We start from the raw sequence: 21,961 nt of genomic DNA on the forward strand, positions 1-21,961 counted from the left end.
TGATCGCGAGGATCGACAGCGCCAGACATCGCAATTGCCGATGTCCCTGACGCGAAGATCGGCCTTGCCCGGTTCCTTGACGCGCGAGTCGCATCGGTGCTTAAAAGCCGCTCAACTCTTTTAAAATCACCACAACGAAAGATGCAGGGCAGAGCCGATCCTATCCGTAGGCCGTCCCTTGGTGCATTATCAGCTGGAACTCCTCGCCTTGGCAGCGCTTTCGTTGCCAGGTAACGGACAGTTTGGGAGGAGGAAGGTTCATCTCATGCTGAAAAGGCATGTCGCATTCCACTCCAATTTCCCGTGCGTATCTGGCGACACTCCTGTAGCCCCTCCGCCAATCACCGCTGATGTCGCTGACCCTCGATCGTCAGCTCATATGTCCTAATTTTGGACATCGATAAAATTTTAGCATTTCGGCGCACGGAATCTCTACTTGATGACCTTTACAACGGTGTCATCGCCAAAGGGAGATCACCGAGATGCTTTCTGCACTGTTGAAAACCAAAGTTGCATCATGCTTCGCCGCGCCGCTCGGTATTTTCCTTTCGGTCTTGACGATGCCGGCCGTTTCGCATGCCGCCGGCCCCGCAGGCCAAGCGAAGGGGATCGGAGCTGCCGTCACTCACATCTTGGAGGGTGGCCGTACCTTAGCACCGTTCGCGAGCGTCGTGTTCTGTCTTCAGCAACCCGATCAGTGCAGAGACACTGGCGGCGCAGATGTTGTGATGCTGGACGACGCACACAGGCGTCAGTTGACCGAAGTCAATTCCTCCGTCAACCGCTCGATCCGCCCAGTCAACGACCCAGCCGGCACCGATGTGTGGAGCGTTGATGTTGCACAGGGCGACTGCGAAGACTTTGCTCTTACGAAACGCAAGCACTTGTTGGCTTTGGGATGGTCTTCCCGCGCGCTGAGGATTGCCGTTGCGCGGACATCAGCTGGCGAGGGCCACGCCGTGCTGATTGCCAAGACGTCCGACGGCGATCTTGTGCTCGATAATCGGACGGGTCGGATCAAGGACTGGCGAGCGACGGATCTTCACTGGATAATGTTTCAATCGGAAAATGGTCCGCAGCAGTGGGTTGGGCTGAAAACAGGCCGCCCAACGCCGATGATGGTCTCTAAAACAGTAGAAGCGCCAGCGACCGCAAAAATCATCGTCAAAAGGCTGAGGCACCACCGCAAATCAGTTCCGAACACGCCATGATCAAGGTGTAGAAAAAGTCCAAGCCCACTCTCTTTGAATAGAATACGGCTTTTGGTCAATACCGCTCTTCTGCTTAGCGTTGACGACAATCAATGTTGCAAGGTGAGGCTGTTCAGACCAGTTCGTCTTGCCGACGAGGCCGCCCTATGCAAATCCTTACACAGTCTGTATGCGCGCCATCACATAATCGACCAAGCCTGCCCTCGCCGCAGTAGGGAAAGCCTACAACCAGGGTTTGTTGAAGTTTGTTTGGTCCGTGCCGATTTTCGACGTCGCGCTATCCTGGCAGCAGGCGACGCAGAGGGTCGGGGTTGTCGCTAAGGCATCGATGAAACGACTACAGAGCGGCGGTGGTCGACCCCACTATCAACAATGGCTCTCCTGACGCATCTGCCGAATGATCATCTCGTCCGTCGCGGACACAGATCCGCGGCGGCAAAGAAGTCGCCCCTATTCCTTCCAGCCGGCTCGATGCGGCCCACTTCTGGCTCGTCGCTCTCAATTTCCTGCGCGGGAGATATGGGCGTCGACGAATGGGTGAAGGGTGAAGTCGCGGCCTGATGCCGTACTCATCATGAACGGAACCGACTCACAGCGACAATGTCATCCTGATACGCCTATTGTGAACGAAGGCATATCGATGGGCCTGAGACCTATGACGGCAGACCGGGCTTACGGCGCTGACGATATTCGACGGACCTCAAGGAACATGCCGGCCAGTCTTGGCAGTCCCGCATCCAAAAATGCAACGGTCTCCTATCGGCATCTCATCGGAGTCGACTTACACGCCCAGGTATCGACGACGAGACGCTCGCTTGCCAAACTGAACGTTCGGCGGCAAGGATAGGCAGCGCCACATCCTCTTCGGGATTACGAAGAAAGCATTCCTGCCGCGCTATGCCTCGAGACGAGTCTAAAGTCTTTCCCATTCGATCCGAAAGTCGCCCTGAACTTGCACAGCGGCCTGATTGCCGTATCCCTCCGCCGAAGGCCGTCTGCCGTGATTTGCTGATTGGCTTTAAGTCCATGCCTTATGTCATGCGCTACAATCATATCACCCATTGAGGTCTTGTCCGCCGATGATCTTGGTCGCCGGCGGGATTGGTCGGACGAAGAGAAGGTCCGGATCGTCGAGGAGAGCCTGCAGGGTTTTCGGCAGGGTTCAGTGACAGCACGGCGCTATGGATTGTCGCGATCGTTGCTGACAGCCTGGCGTCGTCAATATCGGAGCGGGCTTTTGAACGTTTCCGCGTCAACGGGCTTCGTACCGCTTTCGATTTCGCCGCCGGGGGCATCTTCCGAGATGAACTCACCGCCGCGGTCTGAAGACGACAAGACGATCGAGATCGGCCTGCCGAACGGCCGGCGGCTGACGATCCCGGCCTCGCTTGATCCGACCATTCTTGCCCGACTGCTACCGATCCTGGATGCGTCATGATCGCTTTTCCAGCCGGGGTGAAGGTGTGGATCGCGGGTGGCGTGACGGACATGCGTTGCGGCATGAACAGCCTGGCGCTGAAGGTGCAGGAAGGCCTTGGCCGCGATCCTCATGGCGGTGAGGTCTTCTGCTTTCGCGGCCGCAAGGGTGACCTGATCAAGGTCCTGTGGCACGACGGCGTCGGAATGTCGCTTTATATAAAGCGCCTTGAGGCTGGCAAGTTCATCTGGCCGGTCAGCCATAACGGCTCTGCCGTGCCAGTGTCGACGGCGCAGTTGGGCTACCTCCTGGAAGGGATCGATTGGCGTAATCCGCGTTGGACGCAACGCCCTTCCAAGGCAGGTTGATCGCCTCTATTTGCGCTGTTTTTGTTGGGCTTTCGGCATTTTTCATGATAGCTTTTGGCCATGGATGACGCTGCTTCGGAGATAGCCAGATTGCGCGCCGCGCTTGCGGCGTCCGAGGCGCGTGCTGCCTCCGCCGAGGCCAATCTCGCGCAGGTGCGCGCCGTCGTGACAACCTCTGAGGCGATGATCCGGCACCTGAAGCTTGAGATCGCAAAAATGCGCCGCGAACAGTACGGACAAAGTTCGGAACGGCGCGCTCGGTTAATCGACCAGATGGAATTGCAGCTCGAGGAACTCGAAGCTGATGCCACCGAAGACGAGATCGCAGCTGACCGCGTGGCAGCGAAGATCACAAATGTCTCCGCCTTCGAACGCCGCCGGCCGGCCCGTAAGCCGTTTCCTGAGCACCTGCCACGTGAGCGCATGATCATCGAAGCTCCGTCGACCTGCACCTGCTGCGGCTCGACCAGGATCGTGAAGATGGGCGAAGACATCACTGAGACGCTGGAGGCGATCCCGCGGCAGTGGAAAGTGATCCAGACGGTGCGAGAGAAGTTCACCTGCCGGGATTGCGAGAAGATCAGCCAGTCACCGGCCCCGTTCCATGCGACACCGCGGGGATGGGCAGGTCCCAACTTGCTCGCCACGATCCTGTTCGAGAAGTTCGGCCAGCATCAGCCATTGAATCGCCAAGCCGAGCGCTACGCCAAGGAAGGCGTCGATCTCAGCCTCTCCACGTTGGCCGACCAGGTCGGAGCCTGCGCGACCGCCCTGCAGCCGATCCATGACCTGATCCGCGCCCATGTACTGGCAGCCGAACGGCTGCATGGTGACGACACCACCGTGCCGCTCCTGGCCAGGGGCGCAACACGGCAGGCAAGGTTATGGACCTACGTGCGCGATGATCGTCCGTTTGCGGGCGGCGCACCGCCCGCAGCGCTCTTCTACTTCTCACCCGATCGCGAGAAGACCCATCCCAATCGGCATCTCGCCGGGTGGCATGGCATCCTGCAAGCCGATGCCTACGGAGGCTATAACGATCTCTATCGTGCCGATCGAAGTCCGGGGCCGGTCAGGAGTGCACTTTGTTGGAGCCATGCGCGGCGCAAGTTCTTCGAACTGGCAGATATCGCCGGCAACGTACGCAAGGGCAAGCCAGCCCATGAGATATCGCCTGTCGCGCTTGAAGCCGTTGCCCGCATTGACGCGCTCTTCGACATCGAGCGCGGCATAAACGGCATGTCCGTCGAGGAACGGCTTGCCGCTCGGCAGGAGCATGCTCGCCCACGCGTCGAGGATTTGTACGACTGGCTCAGAGCGCAACACGCTCAGATGTCGAAGCACAATCCCGTCGCCAAGGCGATCAACTACATGTTCGATAAGGAGGGACGCTGGGAGGCCTTCACCCGGTTCCTCGATGACGGCAGGCTATGTCTGACCAACAATGCGGCCGAGCGGGCCCTGCGCGGGATTGCTCTCGGAAGAAAGTCCTGGCTATTCGCCGGCTCCCAGCGAGGAGGCGAGCGTGCCGCCTTCATGTATTCTCTGATCGTCACCGCCAAGATGAACGACATCGATCCGCAGGCCTGGCTGGCGGACGTACTCGCTCGCATGCCTGGCATCCCCGTATCAAGGCTGCCGGAACTGTTGCCATGGAACTGGTCTTCCGCAGGCCATGTCCGTCAGAAAGCAGCCTGATGGCGCGCCCGACGCATGTCTACACGATCGACTATGTCGCCTCGCTGATCGGCGAGAACATTGAACTCATCCAGCAAGTCGCCAGCAACTCCGACAACATCGACTACGGCGAGATGATCCACACCCACGATGGAAGCGAAGAGGGCATCACGACCTTCACCGAACGCGGGATCGAAAGCTTGCAGGAATTCCTCGCCGATATCCGCACCTGGGATGGTGGTATCCGCCAATTCCTCATCGACGAGCAATGCGATCAGGGAAAGATCGAACGCATCATGGCAGACGAGCCGAAATCATAACCCCTGCGGCCCTCGCCGGATGGATACTGATTGCCTGCCAAGCGTGACGCTCTTGCGAGGCCGTTCGCCATGCCCCGTGGCGGATTTCGATGATTCCCGAGGTGAAGCGAAGATGGATTGGGTTTGACACCGCCTGACGGAAGGCAAAATATCCCTATACAGGCATGTGTGCGTGCGTATGGGTGAAGACAAAACCTAGAATGGTGAAGCGCAGCAGACTTCCTCTGACCCACTCTGCAGCAAGTGACTACCTAACCCTACCAATTTGCTCGAGCGGCTTCCAATGGACAGCCCGCCGCATGTTGACGCGGCGGGCTCGGTCGGCGATGGGCATCAACAACCGGCGTCATCATGGCGCGATTACAAACGCCACGGAAAGAAAGGAGTTCCCATATGCTGACAGCAATCGCTTACCCCACCACTTAGACGGCGGTATAGCGATAACCGGCTTCAGGCTGAGCGTGATGCGGATGTGCTCGCCAGAATAGCGGTTGTAATTACAACAAACGGCCAAGCCAAACACGTTGCGAGGCCCACGAAACGATTGAACGACCACCCGATCCTATTGCGATTGCCCTCGATCAACGTTGGAATAGCAAAGCTAGCTGCAATCGCGAGGTAAATAAAAATGGCCATGACCTTCTCCCTGACATTAAGGGAAACTATCGGATGCCCGTGAAGCGAGAATGAGTTTTTTACTTAAAAACCTACTCAACCCTCGGAATAACTTGTCTTCGTCGTCAAATCAGATTGGACACGTCAAGGAGCCATATATACGTCACCTTCCACAGAGCTGACAAAATCTCCAAAAGGATTTTATCAGGCCCCTATGTTTGGTTGGCGCCCAGTCGTGGGAGCCTTCATTCAACTGCCGTGGGTCACCGCATATTCGACATGCTTGTATCCAAAAAAGCCGCTGAGCTTACCAAGCACACGGGCCCCAAGTCGCGCGGCTTCGAAACGTTTCGCGGGATGCCAAAAAAACACAACAAGAGTCGCGGCGCTAAAACATAGGGTGCCAGCGATCCGAAAGGCCTCGCGCGCGAAACTAAATCCCGGTGGTCGATGCTTCAGGTGGACGAGCGTATACGTATTGCCGATCCGGTAGGCGCGCTTTAGCATCCAACGGGTCGAGGATCGCGAGACTGGCATGTCCTCCAAGACCGTCGCATCATGTGCCCAGGCGAATTTGGTACCCGCGAGCTTGAAGCTTAGCAGCATATCCGTATCTTCGCCACCCAGTAGGCCAAAGACAGGATCGAACCAAGGCTCTGCCCGTGTGCGGAAAGCAGACGCGGCAAACAAAACATTGCTGGTCGCATCAACCCAATCGATGGGCCCTGTCTTCATTTTGGAAAAATCCGCCAGATTGGCTGCCGCTAGAAACTCCGGGACCGGCTTTTCAAATATACGTCGCACGGGTCCACCGACAACCTCCGCCTGGGTCAGTCGCTGCGCATCCAGCAAAGCCTGCAGCCATTGTGGCTCTGGCCATTCGTCGTCGTCGATCATAGCAAGAAATTGGATATCAGGGTTTTTCAGTGCTTCCGCAACAAGTGCGTTGCGGGCTTGGGCAATGCCGCGCTCGCTAACGGCAACAGCAACAATGTCAAAGCCAAACCCGATATCCAACATCGCCTGACATGTCGCAATGCCCTCCCTCCCATCCACGTCGTTATCGGCAACGATAATCCGAAACGCCGCGTCTGTTTTAAGAGCGGAAATAGCGTGGAGGCACCGTCCTAAACCGGCGGGGCGCCGGAAGGTTGGTATACAAATCGCGACATTACAGCCTGGCATGCAAATCCATTCGACAATCTGCGGGATCGTTATTTACATTCAAGTACGTGACTTCCGCCATCCAGTCCGTCCAGGCGTCGGACCAGCCGGCTTAAGGGAAAGGCGTCGGCTCGAAAGCGGCAGGTGGGAAAGCCGAAGTGTCGGCCCTCTCAACCCTGGTGGTAATAATCGGCATAACGAGTGTGATAGTATTCTTCCGACCCAAATTCGCGGTAAAGATCCATCTTCTTCGCGTCAACCTTATTGAGGATGACACCGGCGCATTTGTCATAGAGGCGCGCCTCGTTCATGAGCTTGTTTCGGACAACTTGACGCGATGTCCTGCCCCACTCGACGACCATCAATACGGCGTCCAACAACGGGCTCATCGCACGCGCATCGACAACAGGGCCGATTGGCGGCAAGTCGATGACGATATAGTCGAAATGCTCCTTTGCTTCGTCAAGAAGTCGCGTCATCGCCGGAGACACCAGAAGTTCCGGTGAATGCGGAACGCGGCGCTTCGATACGGCGGGAAGGAAGGTCAGGCTGGTGGTCGTATCGGTCAGTATGGCCTCACTCATCGGAACCTGTCCGATCAGCACTTCAAGAAGGCCGTCTTTCGCATGCTGTCCGAGGCTGCGCGTCGCTCCCGGATTGCGAAGGTCGGCGTCAATCAAAAGTGTTCTGGCACCTTGCATTGCGAGAAGCTCCGCAAAATTGACGGCGATCGTCGATTTTCCCTCACCCGGCAAGGTTGAGATGATACCGATGACCTTGCTGCGCCCTTCTGTACCTTGAAGATCGGCCGATATTTTTGCACTGCGCATCGTCTCCGCAAATGCGGAGTGTGGATGGTCGACCACATATCGCATCAGGCTGTTGATGGGCCTAATGGTTTTCAAAATGCCAACTGGCGACACGTCTTTGAGAGGCTTGGCCTTGTCGTCGAGCAACACCGATCCGAGATATTCAAGTTCCAGGGTGTTTCTGACCTGTTCGCCAGTCCGAAAAAACCGATCCCGGAACTCACGAAATGCTCCGATGCCACCACCAAGCGCGATACCTAGGAAGGTAGCGATAGCAACGACGAGTGGCTTTTTCGGCTTGCTGGGCTTGTCCGGTGGTGTCGCATTGGTGATGATGCGAGCCTCAGTAATGGGAAACGACTGCTGCTGTGACGCTTCCTGAAAGCTGGCAAGAGATGTCTGCAGAAGGTTTCTGTAACTGTCGGCCGTGCGCTCGAGTTCACGCAACTTGACTTGCGTTTCGCCGGCCACGGCACTCACGCCGCTCGCCTGGGCGACATTCGTTCGCAACGCGTCTTCCTTGGCCTTGGCAACCTGCAACTCGCTGTTGTAGCTCTCGGCGATACGGCCGAGCTCTTCAAACATCTGCCGCTGATATTCGGCCATTTCGGAGCGCAACCGGACCGCCTGGACATGGTTGGCGCCCAGTCGGCTGGAAATGTCGGCCTCGGTCTTGGATGCAGCCAAGTATTTTTGGCGCAAATCGTTCGACACCGAGCTACCGAGCACATCCGTGACGATCGCATCCGTTCGTTTAGCATCAATGATCGACTTCACCCGATCGTATTTTGCTTGAGCCTGAGCTCTGTCGGATTGAGCGACAATCAATGCGCTGTTTAACTCAGACAGCTGTTGATCGCTAATCAGGCTGCCATCCTTTGCGGGCATCAGATTATGCAATGACCGATACTTCTGGACCTCGAGATCCGAATCTGATGCCTTTTGCTTCAGTTCGTCGATACGCTCTTGCAGCCACTCGCTGGCACGGCGCGTCGCCTCGTAGCGGGAATCGAGCTTGTCTACGACGTAAACATCGGCAAAAGCGTCTGCGATTTGAGCTGCGAGATCTGGGTCTGGAGACGTGTAGCTGATATTCATGACATAGGAACGGCCACTCCGCTCCACCGCCATGTTATCGAACAGCACGGCCCGCGCTATCGTTTCAGGATTTTCCTGCTTGGGAGGAGCGCCACCGAGCAAAGCCTTGATATTCAACATAGAGCGAGCCGTACCGAGTATCGAACTCTCAGATTGCATGAAAACAGCGTTGTGGGTCAGATCCAATTTGCGGATCACGTCAAGCGCGATTGTTTTCGACTTGATAATCTCGAGCTGGCTCAGCACAGTGGATTCGTCATCCGACGATACGGGCGCGCCGGAATCCGAGATTTGGTTGACGATCCCGCTGTTGCTGTGCTCGATTAAAACATCGGTTTCAGCGGTATACTTTGGCGTTGCAGTCAGCGCTATCACCACGCCAAGCACCATGAACACCAACGCGCAAATGGCAACGATGCGCCACTGGCGGCGCACGATAGCGAGCAGTCGATTAAAATCCAAGGATTCGACCGAGGTGCTGGCATCCCACATGCTGTCGCTGCGAGAGGAGAGTTTATCTGGTGACAGCATATGGCACTCACGGTTCGTAGGTTGATATTGACTATAGTTCAACGCATTCGGTCGACGCGGTGACGCCACCGGCGCCATTGATCATGCCCTTAGCCGCGTTCGCAGGACCACCGTCGTTCATGTGTCAGTATGCCCAACGGAGCTTCGAAAGGTAACGACGCAGCCTCCCACGGACACTTGATAAAAAGCACTTCTGATTAGGCTTTACCCGATCAATATTCCAAATGCCATGTTGGCAACACCGCATTAAGGTGAATGATCCATTTCGATGGGGCTATGTGGCAATGCAACAACATACGCGCTGTGAGATTTTGATGTACGATTTTGTGCATAAGATGTCCAGATGTTCATGAAACAGCGAGATTCACCGAGAAATTCGCGTCATTGATTAAATTCAAAGCAACGAAGACATTAATGATTCCCGATTCGATGTTTTTTTACTCAGCAAATGCAAAGCGTGCATATCTTCCGACGCAAAGTGGATCTGCGAGCCTGTCGTTTCTCGCAACTGCGAGCTATTCGTCATTCCACGTTCGAGCGCAGACATCGGATAGCAACAAGCTGTTCGGCTGCATATACTCTAAGCACATTCGCCTAGACGCGAATGGTTTCTGTCAGGCGCTGCGATAGAGGGTTGACTTTGGCCCAATACTTGCAAAAACAACGACCAAGAGGCGCCAATGGTTTGAAGCATAATGTAAAATATGCCTCCATTTTGCGACGTCCGATCGAGTTCAATTTTTTATCCGCTTCGACGCCGATGGCTTAAGTTCCGTCGATAAACTGCCGCATCGAGGTCGCCAACACCAGCAAGGCTTGAGTGAATGTCCGATAAGTTAGCCCTCGCCGTCACCAAGACGAACGAGCTGAGAACGCAGCATGACAAGACAGCCGTTTCGTTAGCATCAACGAAAGGCATTTATAGACCGGACATCGATGGCTTGCGAGCACTCGCAGTCAGCATAGTGCTGATCTATCATACCGGTATCACGGGCCTCAGAGGAGGCTTCATCGGCGTAGACGTTTTTTTTGTCATCTCTGGCTTCTTGATCACCAGCTTGCTGCGGAGTGATCTCGAACAAAACACTTTTTCGATCGTACGTTTTTATGAGCGTCGCGTTCGCCGGATTTTTCCGGCATTAATTGCCGTTATTGCGGTTACGCTTGCAGTCGCTCCGGTTGTCCTGTTTCCTGTTGAAATACGAACGACGGCGTTGACGGCGATTACCGCGCTGAGTTCGTTCTCCAATATATATCTACTCAATTCTGCCGGCTATTTCGGCGCCGACGTCAATTCCCAGCCGCTCATCCACACTTGGTCGCTGGGCGTCGAGGAGCAATTTTATCTGGCCTTTCCGCTCGTACTGGCTGTGGTCGGTACATCGCGCCCGAGAAAAGCGTTTTGGGTGATCGCCGGCCTAGCGCTTGCCAGCCTTATCGGCGGCATCCTATTGACGACTGCCAACCGTGACGTGGCCTATTATTTTCCGCTGACGCGCGCTTGGGAACTACTGGTCGGCTCGCTGTTGGCGTATCGCGGGTTACCGCTCATGCCCCGCATCTTCCGTGAACTCGGCATGCTAGCAGCGGTTGTCTTATTGCTTGCCTGCAGCTTGAAATTTCACTCTGGGCTCGCGTTTCCTGGCTATTATGCGGTCATCCCCTGCCTTACCGCCGCGGTCCTTATTGGCGTCGGCGGACAGGGCCCTTCGATCGTCAAAAGCCTCCTTTCTGCTGGACCTGTCGTCTGGGTCGGTAAGATCTCCTATTCTCTCTATCTCTGGCATTGGCCGATCTTCATCTACTATCAACTCGCGCGCGGAACGGCCCTATCGGCGCCGGAAGCACTAGGGCTCGTTGCCGCGAGCATCGTCACTGCCTATTTGTCATGGAGATACATAGAGCAGCCATTTCGCGAGCGAAAAATCGCGGGAAACCGTACCGCGCTCTTTGCATGGGCTGGCACCGCTTACATGATACTTTGCGCGGGATCCGTGCTTCTTTATAGCAATATCCTGACAATAACCCGGGGTAGCGAAGCCGACCGGCTGGCGAGCTACATCGACTATGACGATACTCCAACCTACCGCCGCGGTGTTTGCTTCCTGCTCGGCCATTTGAACAGCTTGTCAGACTACGATCGCGACACCTGCCTGAAACCCTCCATCGACAAGCCGAATCTCTTGCTGGTTGGTGATAGCCATGCTGCAGATCTCTGGAGCGGACTGCATGCGGTACTACCGCAGGAAAATGTCATGCAGGCGACATCAAGCGGCTGCAAGCCGGTAATCGTCTTAAAGGGTGAGCGCGGCTGTACGGATTTGATGCAAATGGTGTTCAATGATTTCCTGAAAACCCACCATCCCGAAACTTTAGTTCTGTCTGCGCGCTGGATAGCGAGCGATATTCCAGACCTTGTCAAAACAATCGAAGCGCTCCGCTCCAAAGCGGGACGGATTGTCGTATTCGGGCCCATCGTAGAGTACGTCAAACCGCTTCCCCGCCTCCTTGCGCAAGTCGCCGGTGGCAGGGATGAAAGTCTGTTGGTTTCAGCTCGCAACTTTGAACAAGTTGCTACGGATGAGGGTATGGCAGCAGCAGTCAACGCGGCGGGAGGATCTTATATCTCTACGTACGGTCTTCTCTGCCCGACGAACGGTGCGGTCTGCACCACCGAGCAAAACGGTGTACCATTGCAGTGGGATTACGGGCATCTCACTGCCGAGGGGTCAAAAGTGGTGGCGCAACAGGCAATTTCGAGTAGCCCTGATTTCTTCAAACCAACGTCTTTCTAGCTGACTACATTTGGGATCACATTTTATGAAACGGTGACCATTCTTGCATCAGCCCCAAAGTCAGTGTTTATGTCCAACACAAAGAAAACTGTGGTAGGAAAAAAATTGAAACGAAGAACATTCCTAGCCGCTGCCGGTGCTTCCCTTGTTTCGAACAGGCTACTAGCTTCTGACAAGCCGCTAGCAGCGCCAAGAGACGGTCTGCGAACATTGGCAGCCAAAAAAAATCTCCTATATGGCTGTGCGGTCTCAAGTATCAATCTCGCCAAAGATAAAAGTCTTGCAGCCGCTACGGCCGCAGAGGCCGGAATACTTGTTCCAGAATTCGAAATGAAACGGAAGTATATAGAAACTGTTCCAGGCGCTTACACATTTGAAGCTATCGATGAAATCGTGGCATTCGCTGAAACTAACAACCAGGATGTCAGAGGACATCCACTGGTTTGGCACAGTGAAAACCCGACATGGTTAGCTGCTGGACTGGAGACCGCTTCATCACTCCCTAAGAGAGAAGCACTTTTAGTAGACTATATCTCCAATGTTATTGGCCGCTACGCTGGTCGCTTCCACTCTTGGGACGTCGTCAATGAGGCCATCGAACCGAGAGACGGGGAGAAAAACGGCCTCCGCAAGAATAGCATATGGTATCAAAACTTCGGGGAGGATTATATAGCCTTGTCATTCCATGCTGCGAAAGCTGCTGATCCTCATGCGCTCCTCGTCCTCAATGACTACGGCGTTGAGGCCGCACCAATCTGGCATTCAAACCGACGCACAGCGGTCCTCTCGCTACTAGAGCGAATGAAGACCAAAAATGTTCCTATTGAATGTCTCGGAATCCAGGGACACCTCTGGCCTTATGCCGACCGCTTCGATGAAAGGGTCTTCTCGAATTTTTTAGACGATGTGTCGGCTCTCGGGTTAAAGATCATGATAACAGAGATGGACGTGTCCGATAAGGCTGGTCCCAGCGACGTTTCTCAACGAGATGCATTTGTTGCTCACGCAACCAAGCCGTTTCTCGATGTTGCGCTTTCGAAAAATGCGACAATCGGCGCACTCACCTGGGGCCTGTCGGACAGATATTCGTGGCACTCGGTTTATGAAAAATATAGGCGTACAGATGGGCAGATCTCGAGGGTGCTCCCGCTAGATGCTGACATGAAGAGAAAACCGATGTGGCAATCGATCGCCTCTTCGTTCGAAGAAGCGGAACCGCGATCACCTATTTGAAATTTGAAATGACAAACAGCAAAATTTATAGAGACATGGGACCCGAAATTGGAATTGCAGGCCATTGTCCGCCAACGCGTCGCGGGGTTCGAACAATATTGCTTCTTGGTACTCGGCGAGCGAGGCCATGACCTCTCCCAAATGCGCCTCGGTTTTGCGTGAATTGCGATCGCCGCCGACCGGCCCAGCCGCACATCACCCTCCGGCAGTTGCAAATTTCGCCAGCGGCTGACTCTTGCGGCAACCACAGAAAACGTTCAGCGGCCTTTCGATGCGTTGGACCAGCAGAAACCGCGGCAATAACACGAACGCGAAGATCGACTGGAAGGGATTTTGACGTATCCACCGACCTCCATCGGCAGATAGTTTGAACCAGACCCGGAGCGATTGCGAAGCCCCAAAGATTCAATCAGTAAGGATCCGCTCTAACTCAGCACTTTGCGGGTCACCCGCGAAGCCCCTATCTCCCGGCTCGTTCCCTCAGCATTTCTCCAAGAACCGTGCCAGTATGGCTCGCACATTCCCTATTCTGCCGCAATGGGCCTGTTGAATTCTTGGCCTATTTTTCGAGGGACGAGTGATCCCAAATTTGGGACGTAGACCCGCGGTATCACTCTGAGATTAATGCAAAGCACCACCTGGATTAACCACACCTCCCAGTCCTTTGTGAAGATTTGAGCTTCAAGAAGATTAAAGAGCACGGAAAAAAGCAACCAACCAAACATCAACCCGCAGAGATTAGCGTTGTATCGTGCCTTCCTGAACACCTGTACAAGAGGTATGGCTACAGTTGGGATCAATGCCAGAATTGCCCCCGGAATACCCAACATTAGAGCAAGCTCGATATATCCGTTGTGAGCATGGAATGTACCAGCTAACCAGGGTTCTGCGGAGTAGGTGTCGAGGAGAGAACTATCTCCGAGTTGCCAGAATGAGCCGTAACCCGAGCCGAACCAAGGATGGTCATTGATGTACTCTAGCGTCAAAGTCCAGATCTGAATCCGGCCGGTAAATGCCATGGGGTCGCTGAATATTTGGATTATCTTGTCGGCGAACAGCATTCCAAATATAGGCACTATAAGGAATAGCATCACCACAATTGCTATAACAACTGTAGAAACGGCCTCTTTCTTTGCGTAGTTTCGAAATACCAACGCCGCGATGAGTGAAGGGAATGAAAACCCTAAGGCGGTTTTCCCACCGGATCCCAGCAAAAAGACTACACTGAGTAAAAACACGATGAGATCAATCCACTGTTTACGGAGTGCCCACCTATAGCCAAAGAGGATTAGCGCAATTGCACACGCTGCCGCCGCGTGATTTTTGTGAGTAAAGAGCCCTCGCCACATACCGACAAGTGCGGGGTCCGTTTCGCCGGGTGGGTGTTTTGCCCAAGCCGGGACGACAAATACAGCAATCACTGAAAGTATGATCAGCAATCCTAAGGTGAATGTAAGGTTCTTAAGCACCGCTCTGGATCCCAACAGGGCGAACCAGTTAACAACAATTATTATGAATATTATGGCGAGTACTAATTTTCGCCCTCCTATGTCTGGCCGTACGGCCCAGGATATACTCAGCGCGGAGTACGCAAACAAAACAACAAACATTGGTGAGTATAGTTTAAAATAGTCCAGCCCTCGGGAGCGGATGGCCAGCACAGTAGTTAGTGCGAAAAAGGTCAAGTAGAAAAACTGGCGAAACGCGTTTCCCTCTTGAAAATCTGCCACTGTCGCAACTGAGGTATCTCCACGCGATTCAAACGGCATGCCGCCCAGCATGACGTACGAGAAAAAAAGCACAGACAAAACAAAAAGTAGTTTTTCGAAAGACGTTGTCTGAATAGGACTTGTCAAGGTGCGATTCAATTCCCACTTCCCCTTAGGTTGTAATGTCTTTTGTCCTGACAACCAGAATTGCCTATATCAGCCTAGGTCTCTTAAAGATGTAGCAAAGGAAAGTGCGGTTGTCACATCTAGCACGTTTGTTGCTCCCTCGTCTCGTGTTTCTAACATTCGCGTAGTCTTCTTAAATTTTCCAATGACTCAGCATACAATTGGACATGGTTAGCAACGCACGCTCAACATTCGGTTAGGTCAGGCCCTAAGGCCTTTCAACACCGACATAGATCATCTTCACAAAACAGCTTGTAGGGAACGGACGACTTCGATATTTTTCGTCGAGAATTTGCGTGCGAAGTGGGCCGGGCCCGTGCCGTAGCCATCTTCGATTGTGAAACCCTCGGCCAAAATGACTGGAAGATGGTTCATGCGAATCAACGCGGGCGCCTCTCTGGGATCTGACCAGTCAGTGTATACGTCGGCTCTTGCGCAGGAACCGAGAAATCCCGAATTCCCTAATATAGTTTGAAAAAAGCTTTCATCAGGGCATTTTACGTACTTGAAAAATTCAATCAGTTCCGGCCTAGTTTTGATAGTGTCTTCAACGCATGAAATTGCATCGTCGGAGAGGGTCCACCAATTACTGCCTGCGTAGAGCGTCCAACCTTTCAAATACTTTTTGATATTGCGGATCGGGAGTCGGGCGATCAAACGATAAATAGGCGATTTTACACGAGCGGCGAAACCTTTGGGTCTATAGGCGCCGTCTACGTTAAACGTTTTAAACCGGCTCATATTTTTCTGCAGAGCAATGTTCGGAACGGAAACCAAATTGATATATTCATTTCCAGATGCGATATAGTGACTCCATATCTTTTCCGGTTTCTGAATGGGAAAATGGTTCCCGCTGGCAAACGTGAAATATTTGAACTCGAACGGACTCTTTCGTGCCGCTTCGATTAAATTCAGAGTTGCTTGGACCTGGCTCCAACCACCCCAATGAACGTTCACCCTGCTTTCGATCAGGCAAACGCGAGGCATCTTTTGCAGAATGGAAAACCGGTCGAGATCGGACTTCATGTCGACATGAATATAAAACCAGACATGGTCATCGGACATTATATCGATAAACATTCTCAGGTGCTCGGGATCATCATGCGCCGTGATCAATATTGCCCAGTTTTGCATTATTTCCCTGAATTCCCATAGGAGTTGTTATCAATCGCATCATAGCTCAGCTGTATCAATAGCTTCAACAAGTTGCCTCCTCGATTTGATCGAAGACTTTGGGACCAACTTATACCATTAGATGTTCGGTATATATTCACCTGCTGCCTTTCAACTTGGTTTTCGAAATTCGCCAATCAGCTAGCCATCTGTAGGTCCTGTCACTCGCAAATATCTGTAGAAACACCAATGCTGCCAGACCGGGCGAAAAAGCCCCGTTCACGACAGCTCTCAAATATAAGCCCAACGCCAGCAACGGCCTATCGGGTGCAATGCTTTTTGCAAAATGCCAACCGCGATAGCCATGATATGCCTTCTTGGCGATGTATGGCTTGAGAGCAACGAGCCATGGCAGGTCGCCAACAGACGCGCGGCCGATAGAAAGCCGGTCGGTGCGCCAGCCATCGTACCAAATTACGCTCGGCTCTTCATGCATGACAAACTGGCAGCCGGCGAGCTGCAGGCGGATGGCGAAGTCCGTGTCGTCACCAAAGCGTGCATCTGGCCTATAGCGGACTGTACGCGCTATATCCGTCGGCAGGGCCAAACTGCTGGTCTGCACGAAACCGCGGTTGCAGATCAGGTACAACGCCATGTCTTCGCCTTCAGCGATGCCACGAGGCGGCTTCACAAAGGTGTTCCCGTTGCCTCTGTCAACGATAATCGGTGAATAGACGGCAAGATCTTGGCGGGTCCCGAGCAGGCCAAGCAGCAATTCGAGGTGCCGCGGCAAGAACGCATCGTCGGAGTCGAGAAAGGCAACAAAGCGTCCGCGCGCAGCGTCGATACCTGTGTTTCTGGCAACGCTTGCGCCAGCATTGTGCTGGCGTATAAAATTAACCCTCTCGTCGGCGACAAGATCGATAACCGCTTCAATGTCGTCAGTCGATCCATCGTCTACTACAATAATCTCGAGATCCCTCCATGTTTGCGTAAACACAGAGTTCAAGGCTCTCATGATTAGATGAGCCCTGTTGTAGACGGGGATTACAACGGAGAATGTGGGTATTAGATTAGTACTCAAACGTTTCGCCTTGCTAAGCCTATAACGAGGTCTGAGAACCGTCTATAGTATTCGCCTGGTAACGCAATCTGCAATAGGACGACAAATGCTAATTTAGGTCCGTAACATCCTGAAAATAGGGCACTGAGATAATATCTCATCGCTAGCAATGGCTGCTGCGGCGCGAGGCCCTTGGCTACATGCCATCCTCGGTAGCCTAGGTAAGCCTTTCTCGATACAAGTGGCTTCATCTCCTCTAACCAGCCTATGACCCTATGGCCTTTCCGCGCCGCCGACACCCTTTTCGGGTCTACTGCATCGTTCCAAACGACGGTCGGCGTCTCTGTCATCTGGAATCGGCTGCCGGCCCTAAAAAGTCGCACGGCAAAATCTGTGTCTTGGCCGAATGGCAGGCCCGTTCGGTAGCGCACCTTGGCTGCGATTTCTTTCGGTACCACGAGGCCACTCGTCTGGATGAAGCCACGATCCCGCATGACATAATCGGCCATATCCTCGTTGACCCCAATAGCGCGCGGGGGCTTGACGAACGTCTTGCCGTCGCCCCTATCGACGATTACTGGCGAATATATCGAGAGATCTGATTGCGGATTGCGAGATAAGACGTCATGCATCGTCTCTAGATGGTTGGGCAAGAACCTGTCATCAGAATCCAGGAAGGCAATGTAACGCCCTTTCGCCAAATCGATACCCTTGTTGCGCGCTGCGCTTCCCCCGGCGTTGACCTGACTGAAAAAGCGAATGCGTGGGTCACCGATAGCGTCGATAGCCGTCTGGGGCGCGTCGATTGATCCGTCGTCCACTACAACAATTTCAAAGTCCCCGAAGCTTTGATCGAGCACAGATTGCACTGTCTCCGTGATGCAGTCCGCGCGATTGTAGAGCGGAATGACCACTGAGAAGAAAGGAAGTCTATCCATTTTGCTCGCCTATCCTAAAACCCGTCCCATGTCGCATCATCAACTCCTAACCCTCATGATTTTGCGGGCGCTAACTTGAGTCTGCCGGTAATTCCCGCCATGCCGAGCATCGCCTCGCACCACTGCCGGTTTAGCAACCAGCTAAACGCTAGATATGCTGTGCCACCGACAGGCAGTCCAACGGCAAGCCTGGTGATATCTGTCGGCAGGCCGTAGGAGGCTAGCAATGCGACGCCGAGGGACAAAACAGTCACTATTAACGGCACCACCCACTGCAGCGTGTATTCAAGAAGGCCGGCTCCAGTAATTCTTCTGACAACGAACAGCCAGACGGCAAAGACGAACAGTATGTAGAAGCCTGTGAGTGCTATCACCACACCAGCTGCCCCCCACAAACCGCCTACATATATTGTAGGTATGATGACCGCAGTCACTGCGAGCGCCTGGTAGAGGGCTAGTCTTGAATGACCCGTTCCGTAGAGTAGGCTTCCTACCGGGTTGCCGAGCGCTCGGAACATACCCCATATTGCCATAAGGCCCAGAAGATCCGCCGACTGGGCCCAGTTGGGTCCGAGCACAATATGAACTGTTTCGTTGCGAAAGGCCGCTATTGCGGCGTAAATCGGAAAGTTTATTGCGGATGTCATCCTGATGGTCGCCAGATAGATCTTGCACAAAAGCGCTTTGTCGCCTTGCGCTTTAGCGATCAACGGCGTGCCAACGCGGGTCACGATAGGATTTGTTGCCAGCATCACCTTTAAGGAAAGCTCACGTGGAACTGTGTAGAAACCTAGCGTAGCGCTGCCTAGCATTCTTCCGACAATCATGACGTCTGCCTGGAGAGTGGCCGTATTAGCCAAACTCGCACCTAGCAAATAAAGTCCAGATTTCACATTCGGCAATGCTTCTCGAAATCTGAAATCCAGACTGGGCAGCCAGCCGTCGCGCACGAAAAGCCAATAGAGAAGGCTATTTCCGGCCGCGAGGGCAGTAACGGCGACTACAAGAGAGTAAACCCCACCCCCGAGATAAGCGACCAAGATCGCCAGCACTGTACTAATGGTTGCAGATGCTAACTCAACCACAGCAATTGGCCGGAATGCGAGTCGCTTTTCGGCTAAGACTTTTGCCTGCTGACCGATGGCGAGTAGGAAGAAGGAACTCCCCGCAAGTGACAGCGGGATCTCCAAGCCCGGCGTTCCGTAGAAGCTTGCGACCCAGGGGCTTGCTACCCAGACCAGACCTGAAAGCAAGGCTCCCATAAACAGGTTCAACCAATACAACGTAGAGAGTACTTCCTTGGATATTTCCCGCGAATAGATAATAGTCGTACTGACGCCAAGATCGCCGAAAAGCTGGATGAAGGCCGTGACACTTAGGATCATGGCCATCATCCCGAAATCCTGGGGCGAAATCAGCCGGGCAAGGACAACCAACTGAATCGTCTGCAAAATAACGCGACCAACCGTGGCGAAGGTGGTCCAGCGGACCGCAGAAAATGCTTCCTTCTTAACGCTCATCGTCTTTTCTCCGGCAGGCCGTAGCTACGCACGAGATTGGCAATCTGAGCATCATTGCCACCATTGTCACCTCGATTGCCGTTCTGCAAAGCAACGGCTTGGGATCCGCTCCACTCGTAAAATCGGATCCAGCCGCTGACCTTGCGAACCTTTGCACCATTTAGACGAACCATCCAGTTCAACCAGACATCGTCAGTCGTCGGACATAGTTCGAGTATTTTCTCAATATCCTGAGCTTCCGGATGGAGGATCCCAGGGGGATAAAGCACGCCGCCAACGCCAGTGAAAAACACGTCCCGTCCGTCGCTAGCCGTCTTGATATTGAATTGCCATCGGTCGTAGGGATGAAACCCGTCGTTGCTTCTACGCATTAGATGAGCTCTGTGGCAAAGCACTTCTGCCACGCCTTGGCGATATTCCTCCGTCAGCCTTCGCAGCCACGACGGCGGATAATATACATCATCATCGGCGGTCACGATGACCGCGTCACCATACTCACCAAGAGCCGGAATAATTTTCTTGTATGATCGCAGGTCGTCTGTTGCGCGGATGGTAAGACCGTCCTGCGCCAGGATCGTGATTGAAGCCGGTAGCGCTTCTAAATCGCTATGCGCGATCCACAACACCACCGCATCGGGCGACTGATCTTGCGTCAAAATTGTCTTCAGAGTTAGTTCCAATACATCGTATCTCTTCGGATAGGATGTCAGGGAAACTACTATCCGATGCGGCAAGCCATGGCGCGGAGCAACAATCCTGCGACGCCAACGCAGTTGCGTCCAAGCCTCTAGCGCATGCATGAAGGCAGGTTTTGCAATAAGTTTCAGTCTACTTAGCACTTATAACGTCCTTTCCCGCCCGTCAGGTAGAAGAAGAATTTTCCGGTAAATCTCACGCGCCAATTGTCTCCATCGCCGTTAATTCTTGGGGTTGATGTTTCACTCGGACGCTAGCTATAATTCCATAGGTCATAACGATCTGGCCTAGAAGAACGCCCAGCGTCGCGTAGACGGGTCCGATCGTCAGCAACAAGACCACGACGCCCACGACTGTGACAAGGCATGCCTTGATGCTTGCCTGGGCCAGTGCACGAAAGCGCCCCTCCGCCTGCAGCAAGACGTTCAAGGGGGTTTGCGCAGATGTCACCAAGCAAATGACCGCCCATATGACAAAAGCCACCACCACCAGCTTCACCTCAAGCCCCGGCTTAAAGGCTATTCCCGGGAAGAAGTGTAAAATGGCCAATGTCGCTGCAATCGTCAGCACCCATACAAGAAAGAGAACAGCCGTAAACCGCTTGGCGCATGCAAATGCCAGCTTGCGATTGTTGGCGGCAAATGCACGCGCCATGGCAGGTCTCTCGATCTGAGTCAGCGAAGCCGTACAGACACCGATCGGTCGCAGGAAAAGCATAGCGGCAGCGACCGGCGCGAATGCGGCCGGCCCGGCAATCAGCGTGACTAGGTAAGAATGAGCGTTCGACGTTGCCTCAGTTGTCACCAGGCCTGCAACCGCCCAGCGTGTCTGATCGCGCCAAATGGGCTTGTAGAATGCAACCGTCGAACGCCACTGATTGTTTGCATGCTTGCCCACAAAAGAAACACCAAGCGGAATCATACCTGCGATGCCTGCCACCACGAAAACTATTGACGCATGCAGCAGCGACATGCCGAGCAGCCATGCAATCCCGAGAGCAAGCAGTAGCACGACGGAATACGCAATATCGGATGCAGCAGCCTTGACCGCATTTTGCGTAGCATATGCATCTGTTCGCCCGAACCAACGGATCGTAAAAAGCGCACTCGACAGTCCGAAACAGAACGCAGTCAGAAAGCTCGAATTTCCTATCCACAGGGACATTGTGGCCGCAAGTGCACCGTTCACGAAAGCAAGGACGCCATTGACGGTGAAAAAAAAGTCAGTTGCAGGCCCATGCTCCGAACTAGAGCTGACAAGAACGGTGTAGGGCGCTGCGACCAAAGAATTGCAGAGACCTGAACCAAACTGCATCAATGTCAACATGAACGCTACCAGCCCGAACTCTGCCGATCCTAAGCTATGCAGCACGGCAAGTTGCAAAAGAAGATGACTTGCAGATACAGCCGCCGTTGCAAACGTGGCGAGCCCGTAGTTGCCAATCAACAAAAAAGTATTTCTCATGAGGGCTGCCAAGTTGATGTCAACTGTTCATAGT

Annotated in this window: 17 protein-coding genes and 1 pseudogene; 7 read left to right on the top strand and 11 right to left on the bottom strand. The window is 53.7% G+C overall.

Going from position 1 to position 21,961, the window contains the following annotated elements; genetic code table 11:
• Positions 1-482 precede the first annotated feature (482 nt).
• From PR017_RS21420 to PR017_RS21440, 5 genes are all read left to right on the top strand, one after another.
• A complete protein-coding gene (locus PR017_RS21420; protein WP_240539112.1) occupies positions 483-1,211 on the top strand; it encodes a transglutaminase-like cysteine peptidase in 729 nt (242 codons plus the stop codon).
• 1,069 nt (positions 1,212-2,280) lie between these two features.
• Positions 2,281-2,649 (top strand): IS66-like element accessory protein TnpA, encoded by a 369-nt coding sequence (gene tnpA / locus PR017_RS21425; RefSeq protein WP_279619540.1) that lies wholly within the window; start codon positions 2,281-2,283, stop codon positions 2,647-2,649.
• On the top strand, positions 2,646-2,996 hold the full coding sequence (tnpB, locus tag PR017_RS21430) for an IS66 family insertion sequence element accessory protein TnpB (RefSeq protein ID WP_111222041.1): 351 nt from the start codon (positions 2,646-2,648) through the stop codon (positions 2,994-2,996). Before tnpA ends, tnpB begins: the two co-directional genes overlap by 4 nt.
• Positions 2,997-3,056: 60 nt before the next feature.
• Complete coding sequence (tnpC, locus tag PR017_RS21435; protein ID WP_111222040.1) at positions 3,057-4,694, top strand: IS66 family transposase; 1,638 nt, start codon at positions 3,057-3,059, stop codon at positions 4,692-4,694.
• The gene (locus PR017_RS21440; protein WP_111222039.1) at positions 4,694-4,993 is read left to right on the top strand and encodes a hypothetical protein; all 300 of its coding nucleotides are present in this window, start codon (positions 4,694-4,696) and stop codon (positions 4,991-4,993) included. Before tnpC ends, PR017_RS21440 begins: the two co-directional genes overlap by 1 nt.
• Before the next feature lie 450 nt (positions 4,994-5,443).
• On the opposite strand, the gene PR017_RS21445 is transcribed toward PR017_RS21440, so the two are convergent.
• The 3 genes from PR017_RS21445 to PR017_RS21455 form a co-directional block, all read right to left on the bottom strand.
• Positions 5,444-5,629, bottom strand: coding sequence for a hypothetical protein (locus PR017_RS21445; protein WP_133255615.1), 186 nt, complete (start codon positions 5,627-5,629; stop codon positions 5,444-5,446).
• 228 nt (positions 5,630-5,857) lie between these two features.
• Positions 5,858-6,793: a glycosyltransferase family 2 protein gene (locus tag PR017_RS21450; RefSeq protein WP_111221264.1), complete on the bottom strand. Its 936-nt coding sequence runs from the start codon at positions 6,791-6,793 to the stop codon at positions 5,858-5,860.
• 149 nt (positions 6,794-6,942) lie between these two features.
• Positions 6,943-9,210: a polysaccharide biosynthesis tyrosine autokinase gene (locus PR017_RS21455; protein ID WP_111221265.1), complete on the bottom strand. Its 2,268-nt coding sequence runs from the start codon at positions 9,208-9,210 to the stop codon at positions 6,943-6,945.
• A gap of 824 nt (positions 9,211-10,034) precedes the next feature.
• Here PR017_RS21455 and PR017_RS21460 point away from each other — a divergent pair.
• Positions 10,035-12,005, top strand: coding sequence for an acyltransferase family protein (locus PR017_RS21460; protein WP_111221266.1), 1,971 nt, complete (start codon positions 10,035-10,037; stop codon positions 12,003-12,005).
• 69 nt (positions 12,006-12,074) lie between these two features.
• Positions 12,075-13,238 carry an endo-1,4-beta-xylanase gene (locus PR017_RS21465; RefSeq protein ID WP_133255616.1) on the top strand — a complete coding sequence of 388 codons (1,164 nt, stop codon included), beginning with the start codon at positions 12,075-12,077 and terminating at the stop codon, positions 13,236-13,238.
• Between the two features lie 57 nt (positions 13,239-13,295).
• On the opposite strand, the pseudogene PR017_RS21470 reads toward PR017_RS21465, so the two are convergent.
• The 8 genes and pseudogenes from PR017_RS21470 to PR017_RS21505 form a co-directional block, all read right to left on the bottom strand.
• Positions 13,296-13,584: pseudogene (locus PR017_RS21470) on the bottom strand (IS630 family transposase); the annotation flags it as partial.
• A gap of 178 nt (positions 13,585-13,762) precedes the next feature.
• Positions 13,763-15,094 (bottom strand): O-antigen ligase family protein, encoded by a 1,332-nt coding sequence (locus tag PR017_RS21475; protein ID WP_133255617.1) that lies wholly within the window; start codon positions 15,092-15,094, stop codon positions 13,763-13,765.
• Positions 15,095-15,373: 279 nt separating this feature from the next.
• Complete coding sequence (locus PR017_RS21480) at positions 15,374-16,267, bottom strand: beta-1,6-N-acetylglucosaminyltransferase (RefSeq protein WP_111221269.1); 894 nt, start codon at positions 16,265-16,267, stop codon at positions 15,374-15,376.
• A gap of 136 nt (positions 16,268-16,403) precedes the next feature.
• Complete coding sequence (locus tag PR017_RS21485; protein WP_240539051.1) at positions 16,404-17,264, bottom strand: glycosyltransferase family 2 protein; 861 nt, start codon at positions 17,262-17,264, stop codon at positions 16,404-16,406.
• Positions 17,265-17,326: 62 nt separating this feature from the next.
• A complete protein-coding gene (locus PR017_RS21490) occupies positions 17,327-18,247 on the bottom strand; it encodes a glycosyltransferase family 2 protein (RefSeq protein WP_111221271.1) in 921 nt (306 codons plus the stop codon).
• A 53-nt stretch (positions 18,248-18,300) separates the two neighbouring features.
• A complete protein-coding gene (locus tag PR017_RS21495) occupies positions 18,301-19,767 on the bottom strand; it encodes an MOP flippase family protein (RefSeq protein ID WP_111221272.1) in 1,467 nt (488 codons plus the stop codon).
• Positions 19,764-20,447, bottom strand: a complete 684-nt coding sequence (locus PR017_RS21500) for a glycosyltransferase family 2 protein (protein ID WP_133255618.1) — start codon at positions 20,445-20,447, stop codon at positions 19,764-19,766. The genes PR017_RS21495 and PR017_RS21500 overlap by 4 nt, the downstream gene beginning before the upstream one ends.
• Positions 20,448-20,658: 211 nt before the next feature.
• On the bottom strand, positions 20,659-21,927 hold the full coding sequence (locus tag PR017_RS21505; RefSeq protein ID WP_133255619.1) for an MATE family efflux transporter: 1,269 nt from the start codon (positions 21,925-21,927) through the stop codon (positions 20,659-20,661).
• Positions 21,928-21,961: the final 34 nt, after the last annotated feature.

It is taken from the genome of Rhizobium tumorigenes, assembly GCF_003240565.2.
In the GTDB taxonomy this organism is placed as follows: domain Bacteria; phylum Pseudomonadota; class Alphaproteobacteria; order Rhizobiales; family Rhizobiaceae; genus Rhizobium; species Rhizobium tumorigenes.

Excerpts from the sequence above, each read along its gene's own strand:
- PR017_RS21420 (WP_240539112.1), top strand. The coding sequence starts at position 483 with ATGCTTTCTGCACTGTTGAAAACCAAAGTTGCATCATGCTTCGCCGCG.
- tnpB (WP_111222041.1), top strand. The coding sequence starts at position 2,646 with ATGATCGCTTTTCCAGCCGGGGTGAAGGTGTGGATCGCGGGTGGCGTG.
- tnpC (WP_111222040.1), top strand. The coding sequence starts at position 3,057 with ATGGATGACGCTGCTTCGGAGATAGCCAGATTGCGCGCCGCGCTTGCG.
- PR017_RS21440 (WP_111222039.1), top strand. The coding sequence starts at position 4,694 with ATGGCGCGCCCGACGCATGTCTACACGATCGACTATGTCGCCTCGCTG.
- PR017_RS21445 (WP_133255615.1), bottom strand. The coding sequence starts at position 5,629 with ATGGCCATTTTTATTTACCTCGCGATTGCAGCTAGCTTTGCTATTCCA.
- PR017_RS21450 (WP_111221264.1), bottom strand. The coding sequence starts at position 6,793 with ATGCCAGGCTGTAATGTCGCGATTTGTATACCAACCTTCCGGCGCCCC.
- PR017_RS21455 (WP_111221265.1), bottom strand. The coding sequence starts at position 9,210 with ATGCTGTCACCAGATAAACTCTCCTCTCGCAGCGACAGCATGTGGGAT.
- PR017_RS21460 (WP_111221266.1), top strand. The coding sequence starts at position 10,035 with ATGTCCGATAAGTTAGCCCTCGCCGTCACCAAGACGAACGAGCTGAGA.
- PR017_RS21465 (WP_133255616.1), top strand. The coding sequence starts at position 12,075 with ATGTCCAACACAAAGAAAACTGTGGTAGGAAAAAAATTGAAACGAAGA.
- PR017_RS21480 (WP_111221269.1), bottom strand. The coding sequence starts at position 16,267 with ATGCAAAACTGGGCAATATTGATCACGGCGCATGATGATCCCGAGCAC.
- PR017_RS21485 (WP_240539051.1), bottom strand. The coding sequence starts at position 17,264 with ATGAGAGCCTTGAACTCTGTGTTTACGCAAACATGGAGGGATCTCGAG.
- PR017_RS21490 (WP_111221271.1), bottom strand. The coding sequence starts at position 18,247 with ATGGATAGACTTCCTTTCTTCTCAGTGGTCATTCCGCTCTACAATCGC.
- PR017_RS21495 (WP_111221272.1), bottom strand. The coding sequence starts at position 19,767 with ATGAGCGTTAAGAAGGAAGCATTTTCTGCGGTCCGCTGGACCACCTTC.
- PR017_RS21505 (WP_133255619.1), bottom strand. The coding sequence starts at position 21,927 with ATGAGAAATACTTTTTTGTTGATTGGCAACTACGGGCTCGCCACGTTT.